The 13,515-nt window shown below is 41.0% G+C and carries 15 protein-coding genes; all 15 read left to right on the forward strand.

The annotated features are described in order from the left end of the window. Positions 1–3 precede the first annotated feature (3 nt). On the forward strand, positions 4–2,229 hold the full coding sequence (locus ACKPQ5_RS04560) for a flagellar biosynthesis protein FlhA (protein WP_407677917.1): 2,226 nt from the start codon (positions 4–6) through the stop codon (positions 2,227–2,229). Between the two features lie 2 nt (positions 2,230–2,231). Beyond that, on the forward strand, positions 2,232–3,386 hold the full coding sequence (locus tag ACKPQ5_RS04565) for a flagellar biosynthesis protein FlhF (protein WP_407677918.1): 1,155 nt from the start codon (positions 2,232–2,234) through the stop codon (positions 3,384–3,386). A gap of 2 nt (positions 3,387–3,388) precedes the next feature. Further along, a complete protein-coding gene (locus ACKPQ5_RS04570; RefSeq protein WP_407677919.1) occupies positions 3,389–3,706 on the forward strand; it encodes a hypothetical protein in 318 nt (105 codons plus the stop codon). A 17-nt stretch (positions 3,707–3,723) separates the two neighbouring features. Beyond that, positions 3,724–4,542, forward strand: coding sequence for a sigma-70 family RNA polymerase sigma factor (locus ACKPQ5_RS04575; protein ID WP_407677920.1), 819 nt, complete (start codon positions 3,724–3,726; stop codon positions 4,540–4,542). A 32-nt stretch (positions 4,543–4,574) separates the two neighbouring features. Beyond that, positions 4,575–5,417, forward strand: coding sequence for a motility-associated protein (locus ACKPQ5_RS04580; protein WP_407677921.1), 843 nt, complete (start codon positions 4,575–4,577; stop codon positions 5,415–5,417). Between the two features lie 20 nt (positions 5,418–5,437). Beyond that, positions 5,438–6,244, forward strand: a complete 807-nt coding sequence (locus tag ACKPQ5_RS04585; RefSeq protein WP_407677922.1) for a flagellar motor protein MotB — start codon at positions 5,438–5,440, stop codon at positions 6,242–6,244. A 37-nt stretch (positions 6,245–6,281) separates the two neighbouring features. Beyond that, complete coding sequence (locus ACKPQ5_RS04590) at positions 6,282–6,560, forward strand: hypothetical protein (RefSeq protein ID WP_407677923.1); 279 nt, start codon at positions 6,282–6,284, stop codon at positions 6,558–6,560. Between the two features lie 70 nt (positions 6,561–6,630). Then, complete coding sequence (locus ACKPQ5_RS04595; RefSeq protein ID WP_407677924.1) at positions 6,631–7,392, forward strand: flagellar hook-basal body protein; 762 nt, start codon at positions 6,631–6,633, stop codon at positions 7,390–7,392. 21 nt (positions 7,393–7,413) lie between these two features. Beyond that, complete coding sequence (gene flgG / locus ACKPQ5_RS04600; RefSeq protein WP_407677925.1) at positions 7,414–8,196, forward strand: flagellar basal-body rod protein FlgG; 783 nt, start codon at positions 7,414–7,416, stop codon at positions 8,194–8,196. Between the two features lie 3 nt (positions 8,197–8,199). After that, on the forward strand, positions 8,200–9,027 hold the full coding sequence (flgA, locus tag ACKPQ5_RS04605) for a flagellar basal body P-ring formation chaperone FlgA (protein ID WP_407677926.1): 828 nt from the start codon (positions 8,200–8,202) through the stop codon (positions 9,025–9,027). Between the two features lie 69 nt (positions 9,028–9,096). Continuing rightward, positions 9,097–9,660 (forward strand): flagellar basal body L-ring protein FlgH, encoded by a 564-nt coding sequence (locus ACKPQ5_RS04610; protein ID WP_407677927.1) that lies wholly within the window; start codon positions 9,097–9,099, stop codon positions 9,658–9,660. A gap of 4 nt (positions 9,661–9,664) precedes the next feature. Beyond that, complete coding sequence (locus tag ACKPQ5_RS04615) at positions 9,665–10,780, forward strand: flagellar basal body P-ring protein FlgI (RefSeq protein ID WP_407677928.1); 1,116 nt, start codon at positions 9,665–9,667, stop codon at positions 10,778–10,780. Positions 10,781–10,782: 2 nt separating this feature from the next. Continuing rightward, entirely contained in the window at positions 10,783–11,127 is a 345-nt protein-coding gene (locus ACKPQ5_RS04620) for a hypothetical protein (protein ID WP_407677929.1), read from the forward strand. A gap of 7 nt (positions 11,128–11,134) precedes the next feature. After that, positions 11,135–11,665 carry a flagellar protein FlgN gene (locus ACKPQ5_RS04625; protein ID WP_407677930.1) on the forward strand — a complete coding sequence of 177 codons (531 nt, stop codon included), beginning with the start codon at positions 11,135–11,137 and terminating at the stop codon, positions 11,663–11,665. Between the two features lie 13 nt (positions 11,666–11,678). Next, positions 11,679–13,515, forward strand: a 1,837-nt coding sequence (locus ACKPQ5_RS04630) for a FlgK family flagellar hook-associated protein (protein ID WP_407677931.1), incomplete at its 3' end; no start/stop codon positions are given.

Genomic DNA, 13,515 nt, shown 5'->3' on the forward strand with positions numbered 1-13,515 from the left:
CTAATGAACGATTTGTATCAAAAATTTAAATCAAACTTGGGTCGTCTTAGCGGTAATTCAGACTTGGGATTTGTTTTTGGTTTATTTGGTGCTGTCTTGCTTTTGGTCGTCCCTGTTCACAAGGATATTCTCAGTATTCTCCTTGTCGTTAGTATCGCAATTTCTTTGCTAATATTGCTTACTGTCATATATGTAAAAGATCCGCCTGAGTTTTCTGTTTTTCCGACACTGTTACTTTCGGTAACTCTTTACAGACTGGGTCTGAATGTTGCATCCACTCGGTTGATTTTACTGGACGGAGATGCAGGTTCCGTGATCGAGTCTTTTGGCACATTTGTGGTGGGTGGTAATTATGTGGTCGGTACGGTGATATTTCTAATTTTAGTTATCATTAATTTCGTTGTAATTACCAAAGGTGCGGGTCGAATTGCTGAAGTAACTGCAAGATTTACTTTAGATGCTATGCCGGGTAAGCAGATGTCAATTGATGCGGAAATGAACTCTGGAGTTATCACAGAAGCGGAAGCTTTGTCGAAGAGAGAAAAAATTCAAAAAGATGCCGATTTTTATGGGTCAATGGATGGTGCGAGTAAATTTGTTCGGGGAGATGCAGTCGCAGGTATATTTATTACTGTAGTTAACATTATTGGTGGAATTCTAATTGGTTATTTTCAGAAAGAAATGACAATTGTGGGCTCTCTTGAGAAATACACTATTCTTTCAATTGGTGATGGTTTGGTAAGTCAAGTACCGGCAATTATTATCTCTATCGCCGCAGGTATTCTTGTTACCCGTTCATCGGAAGAAGCGAATCTTGGAGAATTTGTGGGAAAGCAGTTAACTGTATACCCCCGTGCCATTGGAATTGCAGGTTGCATGCTTCTGTTGTTCGCATTTTTTCTTTCCGACACATTTTGGCCATTTTTCATCCTTTCTATGGTCTGTTTTGGTGCCGCTTATCATTACTCCAAAGTTGCCTCATCCGAGGATTCTGAATTCGATGAAATTGGACAAGCATCAGGTCCCTCGCAAGCACCTCAAGGTGGTGTACCGCAACAATCTTCTGCTCTTAACTCTGAGGAGGGACAGGAGAATCAATTATCTCCCATGGAGAATGCAATTGAACAGGAGGTATTCGGTTTAGAAATGGGATATGGTTTACTTGTTTTGGCAGATAAAAAGAAGGGTGGGGATTTACTGGATAGAATTACCGGAGCAAGAACAAACTTTGCCCGTGAGATGGGAATGTTGCTGCCTACAATTGGGGTGAGGGATAATATCGAATTAGAGCCAAATGAGTATCGATTTTTACTACGTGGTAAAGAAATTATTCGATCCACCATATTGCCTGATCGTGTTTTGGCGATGAGTATGGGAGGAGGAGATGCAGGGAAATTAAATGGTATTCCAACCATTGAACCTGTTTTTGGTATTCAGGCGATGTGGATTCCAGACGAGGAAAGGCGGAATGCGGAAATCGAGGGTTGCACCGTAGTGGATCCTTCATCGGTTCTCGTTACGCATTTAGCTGATGTTCTCAAGCGGATTGCTTATTTAATATTGGAAAGAGAAGGAACGCAAAGGCTCCTTGATCTGATCAAGGACAAAAATCCTACTCTAGTAAGCGAACTCCTTCCAGATCTGGTAAATGTTGGGATTATCCAAAGAACATTACAGAATTTGCTGAGAGAGAGAATTCCAATTAAAAACTTAACGATCGTACTTGAAACAATTGCCGACATGGCAGCTATCACCAAAAACCCTGACGATCTTTCCGAGCAGGCGAGAAAAAGATTAGGTATGTATTTTGTTAAGGAGTATGAGGTGGAAACCGATAAATTATTGGCCATGACCTTTGAACCCCGACTCGAACAAACTCTTATTAGTCGAGTGAAACGTAGTCAGTTTGATATCGGATTGGTAATGGACCCCAATCTAACGGAGGGGATTATTCGCGAAATCGAGCCTAAAATTAAAGAAATGACAGAGCGTGGACTTTCTCCCATTATTGTTACCACGACTGAATTACGGCTTGCCTTCCGCAGGTTTATGGAACCGTCTTATCCTCAGTTGGTTGTACTCGCTTACCAAGAGTTACCCACCGAAACACAAATCGAGCCTTTCGGAGCAATTGCACTGGAGGCACAATCTTTACCCCCTGACATAATTTCAGCAATGGAAGATTCTAATACACCCGGAGATCCTCAGGATATTCCTGTTGCCGCATAAAAATGGAAACCTTAACCGATAATCATTCTGGGGCAAAAGCAGGTAAGCGATTTCGATTAACCGTTAAGTCTGCTGAAGAGGCGGTTCGTGTGATCAGAGAAAAACTGGGAGATAAAGCGAGAGTTTTATCAGTTCGGCAAATTGGCGGAGAAGGTTTGAAAAAATTTATTTCTTCTCCCAAACTCGAGGTTATTGCTGAAATTCCTCCCGAAGATCAATTAGTTGAAGCCGAAAACTTGGATAACTCGAAAGATCAGGTAGCAAGCACTACTAACAATACAAACTCCGTTGTTTCATCTGAAACAACCTCAGTTGAAACCACCATCCAGGAACCTAGTAAACCAAACGAGAAAGAAGAAAATGTAGTCACTGAGGCTATTGAGGGGGATTCATTTAAAATTTTAGCAAAGACCGGTTTTGATTCTCAATTATTGAATGATATCAGTTCGTGGTCTAATTGGTCTAAGATCAAAGATCTTTCTCTTGCCGAGTCCCTCAAGGAAATTACCATCGGACTTTCTGACCGCTTTCGCTCCCTAAATATTGCTCCTACTGGTGATCGAATCGCACTCATTGGCGCTCCAGGAGTTGGGAAAACGACCACTTTATGTAAATTTCTCGCTCATGAAGTTTTCATGAATAAAAAAACACCTAATGTTTTAAAGGTGGAAAATGGCGTGCCAAATCCTGATGACGCCCTTAAGATTTTCTGTGAAGTTGTTGGGGTAACGCTTTACAGAGAGTCAAACAAAACTCCAGATAGTTCATCTGATTCTCCGCTCTATCTCGATTTCCCCGGATTGTCACTTGGTCAAGCAGATGAGTGGAGTAGGGCACAGGAGGCGTTGGATGATCTTAATGTCCAAACCCGAGTATTGGTTCTTAATGCAGCATATGATAAGCAGGTTTTGAGTAAGTCAATTAATCTTGCTAATAATATTGGTGCTACTCATCTTGCCTTCACTCATTTTGACGAACTTTCCAATTCTACCAAGTTATGGCCCTTACTTTTACGTAACAACCTTTCCCCGTTATGCATCTGTAATGGTCAAAATGTAACTGGTGATTTTAGTACCAATGTTCTCAACCAAATGATTTCCCGAACCTTTCCCGAAGAACTTTATGCAAGAGGTTTTTCATCTTATCGAAATATTTAGTTATGAATAATGATGCGAAGTTTTTCTTTTGTTTAAGTGGGTTTGTCGGATTCATTATTTTCTTTATTTTTGGAATTCTGATTACCAATGATCCCTTGGTTGCTTTGGTACAAAGCTCTTTTGGTTGTTTGTTTTTTGCTGTTTGTGGAAGGATTTTATTAAGCTTTATTTTAAATGGAAATATTGTAGATTCGAATAGTAATTCACTTCATCCGAGAGATTTATCATCACCCACTGAAAATGACCCCACTAATTTGGCAACCGCTGCAATGAACGAGGCTTCAACAACTGCCAACCGTATGGTTGATGCTCAAGTCTAGTGGATATTTATTGAAAGATGAGTGCGCAAAATATTAAAAAGGCAAATGTAGACCGCGAATTCTCTGCCTCTTCTTCCGTGCGAATGAAAGAAGCAGCGGAAAAATACAGAGTCGCGATGTCTGATGAAAAATCGAGAGATCAGTTAATCGAAGATTATTTACCATTAGTTAAATCTACTGTTTCCCGCATGCGGTTTCATTTCCCTGATCATTATGAAATTGAGGATATGTATGGCATTGCGGTTAAGGCTTTAATTGTATCAGTAAACCAATTTAATCCTTCAAAAGGAAAATCTTTTGGAAATTACGCGGCACTCAGGATTAAAGGTTCTCTTCTCGATGAACTCCGTAAAATTGATTGTTTGCCACGTGCAAACCGTGCAAAAGCCAGATCTTTGCAGTCGACAATTTCTGAAATGGAGTCCCGCTTGAAGCGTCCTGTTAGTGTCGAGGAGGTGAAGACCGAGTTGAAACTATCACAATCGGAATACGAGACTTTATTAAAGGAAACACAGCCTATCACCTTTATTCCTATTGACGGTCCGGTGCATTCAAGTTCACCAGATGGTGATTCTACCCCTCTTTCGGAGACCATCTCGGATCCTACCGAGCAAGATGCTTTGGATAAAACTGAGTATCGAGAAAAAGTTCTCTTGTTAAGGGACAAAATTAAGGATTTACCGGACCCTCAGAAAAAGATTCTCATGTTATATTATTATGAGGAATTAAAACTTTCTGAGATTGCTCATATTTTTGGGTTGTCAGAAGGGCGTATTAGTCAAATTCTATCTCACTCAGTGTTAGCACTTCGAGCGCACTTCCAATCTCTACTTTAAATTATCTACTTACTATGTTACTCGCCCTAGGAATGGTTATCGTTTTCGTCTCCTGCATTGGAGGATTTGTTGTTTCTGGAGGAAATCCGATTTCACTTGTTCATGCTGGTGAGATTATGATTATTTGTGGAATTGGCCTTGGGATACTTGTGGTGTCTAGTCCCACAAGTGTTTTGATTGGTCTCAAGATTGACATTATAAAGGCTTTTAAAGGGGGAATTGCGAGTAAAGAAAAGTTTATTGATTTATTAGTTTTGTTGTACGAACTATTTATGCTGGGTCGAAGAAAAGGGACACCTGCATTAGACGAACATGTCAGTGATCCACAAAATAGCTCTATTTTTACAAAATATCCGTCTTTTTTGAATGATGCAGGTTTAGTCGAGTTTTTGTGTAATTCTCTTCGTCCAATAGTCGATGGCAGGTGTAAACCAGCTGAGATTGGTGGTATCCTCAAGGCTGAATTAAATAGTAGGGAAGCGGAGGCGGGAAGATCGATTAAAGCAATTGAAATGATCTCTGATGCACTGCCTGGAGTTGGGATTGTGGCAGCCGTACTGGGTATTATTAATACAATGTCTAACTTGGAAGATCCATCTTCTGTTGGTGCAAAGGTGGCGGCGGCATTGAGCGGAACTTTCCTTGGTATTTTCCTTGCATACGGAATTGGCATACCTCTTGGTCGCCTCGTTTCCTTAAACCAAACACAAGAATTTCTTTACTACCATATTGTTGAAAGATCAGTTTCTGGTTTTGCAACTGGATTGTCGCCAATCATGGCAGTTGAAATAGGTCGTCGTTCTTTAGATAACCTAATACAACCGTCTGCGGATGAATTAGAGGAAAAATGTAAGGATGCCGCGAAGGGTGGTTGATTTTATTTTTTCAAAGTAAAATGTTTACTTTCAGACATCATCGGAAACCTCGCTTAATGGGAAGTCATGGAGGAGCCTGGAAGGTAGCCTACGCCGATTTTGTTACCGGTATGATGTCATTATTTCTCGTTCTTTGGATTTTATCTCAAGACGAGGAGGTCATAATTGCAACGACTCGATTTTTTCGTGACCCTTACAAAGCAGGTGTCCCAAAATCTACTCCCGTGGAACAAAAGGATGCTCGTCCGGGAAGTATGGTTGATCAAATTGTGGGAAGATCTGATACCACAATGAGGAATACTGATGATACTACATCCATAGATATTGATGTTCTGCATCGAATTGCCCAGGACTGGTTCGAAAGGCTGAAACTTCATGAAATTGATGATTCCACTATGCAGATTGAAGCAACATCAGAAGGACTGAAGGTTACTTTATTTCATGGCGATGAAAAACCACTATTCGCACCTTCCTCCTCTGAGCTTACCAATCACGGTCGAAAAGTAATGCAACGCATGTCATGGTTGCTCGCACAGCATGTTTTAGTGTACCGGGTTGATTCTCACACTAATCACTTAACCGATGGTAAAAGAAATGCACCAACCTCAAATGCATGGACAATGTCACTGGAACAAGGTGCAGAAGTCACAGATGCACTGGTTCATTATTCGGCCGGAGAGTTGGATGGAAAGTTGGAGAGAATAACAGGGCATGGTTCAACTAAACCAAATGACATCCGTTACCCTAATCAACCCGAAAAAAATCGACGAGTTGAGTTAAGTCTTGTCTTGGATATGAGCAAGAAAGATCTTGCTCAGTATCAATAGGTTTGAATATCGGTATGCAAATTGCTAAGGAATAATTATGCATAGTTATTTATCTGGGCGAGGTTCCAATATCGATAATATTGACTCTGAAAAAGCAGGAGACTCATTCAGTTCATATTTGGCTGACCCTAGTAAACAGCACTCTTCAGTTCCACTGCCTGAGGAGACTCATAGTGAGGCAGATGCTCAAACTGATGTAATTCACACAGATGAAACTGGAATAAAAATTGAAGTGGTCTCTGTTGACGGAACTCCCTCGAATTTATTAGTACATATTCCGGATGGTCGAGTGATTGACATTAAGTGTGAATACTGACTTTTTCTTCCCCAAACACTGAGTTTCATAAAGACATGCTATTTGGCATGTTTTTTGCTTTCATGAGGGTGTGAATTTATCTCTCTACGAAAACGCTTCTGCTTTAAGAGGACTTGAGCAGTACCAAAATGTGATTGCTAACAATATTGCCGCTAGCCATGTGGCAGGTTTTAAGAAAGTTGCGGTAAGTTTTGAGGCAGTGGAAGGTGGCGAAATTGCAAGAAGCACCCACGATCGCCTTCGAAATGAGATGCCCGGTTCTTTTCCGGTAATGAAAAATCAAGTTGATTATAATGAGGGAGAGATGAAGGAAACAAGTAACCCCATGGACTTAGCACTAAGGGGAGACGGTTTTTTTGCATTGCTGAACCAAAACGGTGATTCTGTCTACACACGTGACGGCCAATTTTATGTTGATTCTCAAGGCGTTATGGTAAACAGCATGGGGCATCAATTTTCAGATGATGGCGGTGCTACCATTCAAACTATTCCGGGTGGTGGTGATTTAACTATCGATAAAGAAGGACAAATTTTTCAGGGTAATCAAAATGTCGGTAAAGTCGGTGTATTTACATTTGAAGATCCCTTGATGGATTTACAAAAAGTGGGCGGTGGATTTGTTGCGAAAGACCCCGAGTTAGAACCGGAGGTGTCGGATCCAACCCAATTCACTATTATGCAGGGCTACCTAGAGTCCAGCAATGTATCTGCGATTGAAGAGATGATTGGGCTAATTGAAGTATCTCGTGCTCATGAAGCAAACCAAAAAATGATACAAACTTTTGATCAAAACTTAGGAAAAGCAATAGGAACTTTAGGGCAGACTCAATAATTGAAACTAATTATATAAATTATGAACTTATCTTTATACTCAGGTGCAACAGGAATGCAGGCACAGCAAATGAACTTAAATGTTATTTCTAATAACATAGCGAATGTGAACACAACAGGATATAAGAAAAACAAGATTGAGTTCCAAGATCTTCTTTATCAAAACCCAAGACAATCTGGTGGACAGACTGGTGCAGGTAATGTTGTGCCTACCGGTGTTGAGATGGGAAATGGTACGAAGGTCGTTTCGACGGCTAAAATTTTCACACAAGGACAACTTACTCAAAGCGGTGAAAAAATGGATATTGCGATTGATGGAACCGGTTTCTTTCAAGTTGAGAAGCCTGATGGCACAGAAGCCTACACTCGTGACGGTGCCTTTAAGGTCGGTCCTGATGGCCAAATTACAACTGCTGATGCTTTGCCTTTAGCTGCCGGATTACAGATTGACCCGGAAGTAACTAATGTTTTCGTTTCACCAACAGGTGAAGTTTCTGTAGAAACGGCAGATGGCACACAAATTATTGGACAACTTGAATTAGTTCGCTTCCCTAACTCGGCCGGACTCAAGGCTACCGGCGGGAATCTTTTTATTGAAACTGAAGCAAGTGGAGCTCCTGAGATTGGTGCTCCCGGTGAAAATGGTTTTGGAGTCTTGCAACAAGGATACCTAGAAATGTCTAATGTTAATGTGGTCGAAGAGATGGTAAATATGATCATTGCTCAACGAGCCTATGAAATCAATTCCAAGTCTATCCAAACTTCTGATGATATGCTCTCCCGTGTTAATCAGTTGAAAAGATAATTAATGAGGTTTTCATTTTTATTTCTTTTCCTGCCCATCAGCATTATTCTTGCTGATGTGAGTCGTTTTATTGATTCTCTTGAATTACCCGGGGCAGGAGGCCAAATAAATGTGTTTACCAAATCGTCTGCTCTTATTTCTTCCAGACCTGTTTCTCTAAGATCTTACAGTGATGATACAGTAGCTTTACCTTCTACCATTACTTTATCCCGTGAAACTTTGGAACAGAGGCTTGGGGAGAGTATTGCGCATCGTTATCAAGCATCCGGAAAAGTGGTTGCTTTTCTAACTAGGGAGTGGAGTTCCATAAAAGTCAGTTCTAATTACTTGATCAAAATTTCTGATTGTTCGCCAGACCAGATTTGCTCCAGTACATTTACTCGTTTTAGTGTTTGGGATAGTGGTAACCTTGTTGGGGAATTTGCTGAACCTCTAAGAATCGGCCACTTTGTTGATGTTTTCTTTTCTAAGACACCCTTGCAACGTGGAACTCGTCTCAACTCTATTCAATTTGATAAAAAACCGGTTGATATTTTGAAAAAGTATGCAGGTACTGTTCCAGCCAATATTAACCTAAAGGGTTATCAACTTGCATCGAATGTAAAATCCAATACTCCCATCAAATGGAATTTCTTATCTAAAGTTACCTTGGTCAAGAAAGGGCAAATAGTTGATGTGTTTGCCTCCGGGAATGGAATTTATGTTACAATGAAAGGAATGGCACTCGAAGATGGAGTGTCTGGTGGGAATGTTACCGTCAAAAATCTTTCATCTAAGAAGGAGTTCCAAGCAAAAGTTCTCAACGAAAATAGCGTCAAGGTACATTTATAATTTATGAAGTTTTTTATTACATTTCTCCTTTTACTTTTTGTAAATTTCTCGTTTGGCGTTTCTCTATGGATGAAGAGCTCTAACAATCAAAGAGGCCTTTACGGGGACAAGCGTTCGTTTTCGGTAGGTGATTTGATTACAATTGATGTGGGAGAAAGTTCATCCCTTGCTGCCTCGCAAAATTCGGTTCGAAATCGCCAATCACAGGTTGAAAATGCGGTGAAACAGTTTCTTTTTGCTAACAGTAAAATGGGAACCCATAATGGCGGCCTCCCTGGAACTGAAATCGAATCAAAAAGCAGCAACAAAGGCGGTGGCTCAATTGCTAATACTCAGAATTTAAAGGGTCGAGTCAGTGTGGTAATAATAGATGTATTACCAAACGGAGTTCTTGTTTTAGAGGGTGCTCGGATGGTTACATTTTCCGGAGAAAGTTACTATGCAGTCTTGAAGGGGATGGTGAGGCAGGAGGATATTGGGGCAGGATTTAGGGAGGGTCTAAGATATCGTAATATCGTCTCCTCTCAGTATATTGCAGATGCGCAAATCGAATTTGTATCTAAGGGAAGTTTAAATGATGCCCAGAAAGAGAGCTGGTACCAAAAAATCGCTTCAGTGGTCAATCCATTCTAGTAAAATGAGACTTACATTATCCAAAAAAATCTTATTCGGATGCCTTGTTTTATTGGCATCTTTATCAGTTTATGGTGCTCGCATTAAAGATCTAACCGATGTTCGGGGAAGCCGAAGTAATCAATTATATGGTTATGGTATAGTTACCGGACTTTCGGGACAGGGAGATTCCCGTATTGAGTACACTGAGCTAGGGATTTTAAATGCCTTGGAAACTTTGGGTATTCGTGCAGATAAAGCCGACAAGTCTCGAAATATAGCTGCGGTTATGGTTACAGCAGATATTGGCCCTTTTGCAAAGGAAGGATCTCGTATGGATGTTACAGTATCATCGATCGGTAATGCAGATTCTCTACAAGGTGGTATTTTGTTACAAACTCCATTATACGGTGCAGACGGTAACGTTTATACTGTAGCACAGGGCGCCGTATCTATTGGCGGCCTTTCCGCAGGTGGCGGGGGAGGGGCGAATGTTCAAGTTAATCATCCAACAGTTGGGATAGTGAGCAACGGAGGATTAGTGGAGAGAGAAATTGAAAGTAAAATATTAAATTCTGGTAACGAAATCGAACTCATTTTACGGTCACCCGATTCTTTAACGGCAGTTAAAATTGCCGATGCGGTTAACAAATATTATCCTGGAACTTCACTCGCGGTGGATGGTGGAGTAGTGAATGTTCAAGTACCGGTTGATTTTCGTGGGCAGACAACTAATTTCCTCGCTGCAGTGGGTGGAATTGACGTAAAGCCAGATGTTCCTGCACGAGTAATTATTAATGAACGTACCGGGACAATAGTAGCCACCCAAAGCGTACGGATTTCTCCTGTTGCGGTGAGTAGTAGCAATGTAACAATTTTCTTGAATCCCACTACCGGAGTTAGTCAACCTTTACCATTTTCACAAGGGGCAACCACAATTTTGCAGGGTGAAAATGCAGACCTAATTGAAGAAGTTGGCCGTTTCGAACCACTTGACGAACTTGATCCACCGGGCGCTTCGACCGTGAACGAACTCGCTTCGGCATTAAATAAGCTTGGATTAACTACTCGTGAGATGACATCAATTTTACAATCCATTAAGAATGCTGGTGCGTTGCAAGCGGAACTCATAATTAATTAAACATGGAAGCACAAAATATTGGTAAGCAGTATGTAGGTATGGATTCTTCCATGCTTATGGAGATGGCTCACTCCAAAAATACCACACATAATCAAAAGGTGGCAGCAGTGAGTGACCAATTTGAGTCTGTATTGGTAAAACAGTTTTTAAAGGAAGCACTCAAGCCAATGTTTAAAGGTGTTTTTAATGAAGATGGTGGAGCTCACCGCATGTACCGCCACTTTTTTACTGATGCGATTTCAGAAAGTATTGCAAGCGGTGGAGGCTTTGGAGTGTCGACTATTCTCCAGCAACAACTCCAGACTAGCGATGATGTTGCAGAACCATTAGAAAAAGAAATTAAATAATATAGAAATGGTTCAACTTGCACAAAAGCCTCACTCGAATCTAGCCTTTACATGGGAAGATTTACTCACTTTACTTAGAGATGAATTGCAGGAATACGGTGGCTTGGTGGGTCTACTGAGTGCACAACAGCAGAGTATTCTTGATCGTCGTACGGAAAGTTTAATGGAAATCAATCAGTCGGTTCAAACCCAGATGGAGGCAAGTCAGATTCTTCAAAAAAGAAGGCAGGGGTTTGTTGTATCTCTTGCCAATTCCCTAGGTGAACCCAGTGATTCAACTCTAAATCAATTAGTAGAACATTTTCCAGTTGTCACACAACCCATGTTTCAAAGTATTATTGAAGAAATTAATAAACTAATTTCTCAAATTAGGCATAGAATTACCCAGAATCAAAAAATTCTTGCTCGTCTTTCTGAAGTTACTGATCAGTTACTCTCCGTAACTGATCCGAAATCTCATTCTAAAACCTATAACCGTACTGGGGATGTAAGGAGATTATCTTCTACCAATCGCTCCTCTCTGAACGAGTCTGCTTAACAAATAGAATATTGTGGGATTACTTGGAGAAATAAGCAAAAGTTCAGAAGCCCTTCGTTATCATGCAAGAACGGCGGAAGTTGCTGGGCAAAATTTAGCTCATGTTAATGATGAAAATTATGCGCGACAACGGGTCTTGGCCCGTGAAGGAGTCATGCATACTTCATTTGGCGGATTGCTTTCATCCGGATTGGAGACAGGAGGAGTAGATCACGCCAGAAATGAAATACTAGACGCCCGGGTTATCAACGAAAAAGGGGACTCCGAATCACTTGCCGCACAGCAGGAAATTTTACAATTATTACAGGCGGCTTTGGGAGAGAAAATTAACCGGCAAGGTGTAAATGTTGGACTTGATGATTTGCATGATAGCGATTTAGCCCCAGGCAGTTTAACCCGTGCCTTAAATGATTTCTTTAACACATTTCAAGAACTTTCAGCGTCTCCTTATGAACCAACAATCAAACAGGAATTATATCATAAGATTGAAACATTAACAAAGCGTTTTAATGAGGCTGGACAGAGTTTAGAGCAAATTGAAGAGGATGTTTCTGAGATAATCAAAAGGTCGACTGAAAAAATCAATATCTTACTAGGGCAGATACACGAGGCAAACACTCAGGTTCGGCGTTTTGAGCTTCTTGATCAGGGAAAAGCTGTTTCCTACAGAGACCAAAGGCAAAAGTTATTTGAGGAATTGGGTAGTTACATTAATTTTACACAAGAAGATGATGTTTCTGCAACTACTGGTAAAACCTCTGGCTTTGTAAATCTTTTCATCGAAGGAAAAAATGATGAAAAGATAAATATTTTAGATTCTCAAGGGGCAAAGTCCCTCACTAATCAATGGGGGCAAGAGTTCACGATCGCTGGTCCTCAGGATGTTGCCGGTACCGCAGCTGTTGTCCGTGCCAAAATTGATTCCAATGGACAGTTAGGCAGACTAGAGGTTTTAAAGGGTGGATCCAAGTACAACGATTCTGACGGTCCTTTCTTAGTTAGTCTGTTGCCTCCGAAGCCAAACGAACCTCTTGTTGTACAAGAAAAAGCCGATCTAGTTAATCAGGAGCAAAATGCTGCAGCAAACGAACAGGTTGCCGCGGTTCAAATGGCAAATCAAGCAGTTGACGCGGGGAATGAGATTGCAGCTCAGGCGGGGGGCGATATTGCGAGTACTGTACCGGTTGATCCATCTTCTTCTGCCCGAAAGATTGGAGAAGTTTTTTATGAAGGGGAGAGCTATTATCAGGCTTTAGTCGATACACAAAAGGGAGATCTTTTGACAGACGAATCGAGGTTTTTAGCTATTTCAAATCCTCCAAATGGGATTGTAATTGAGACCAAGAGAACTTTTTCTGACATTGATTTCATTCCTAAGGGCAAGCAGATTTATTATGAGGGCAAAGTCTACCAAGCAACTACTGGGGTTGGTCCAGTATCGAATGAAGTAGGTGTGGTCGACCCGGTATCTAATGCTACTCTCAGTTCAAGGAACTATTCTAATGGTGAAGTGTTCCTCTTCGAGAATAATTATTACCAAGCAACCAAAACAGTTCCTAGAGCTACTGAGATATCCTCGTTAGTCACCACTGCGGGTACTGTTGATCAATCCGGCATCGTTACGCTTGGAGCGACGCTGCCCAATAAATCTGAAGAATTAAATATGTCATGGCCCGATGGCAATGACCTAACCGCAGGTTCAGTTATTTCATTTGTGGACCCGAATGCACCTTCTGGTACGGGTGGAGATTTTTACATGGCAGTTTCAAATGTATCAGCCGCAACAACTGAACTACCACATTCCTCCGCTAACTTTATCAAAATTAGTTCGTTTGTTGATGATACTGTAT

The organism is Candidatus Seribacter sulfatis (genome assembly GCF_964187635.1).
Taxonomy (GTDB): Bacteria; Verrucomicrobiota; Verrucomicrobiia; order Opitutales; family Seribacteraceae; genus Seribacter; species Seribacter sulfatis.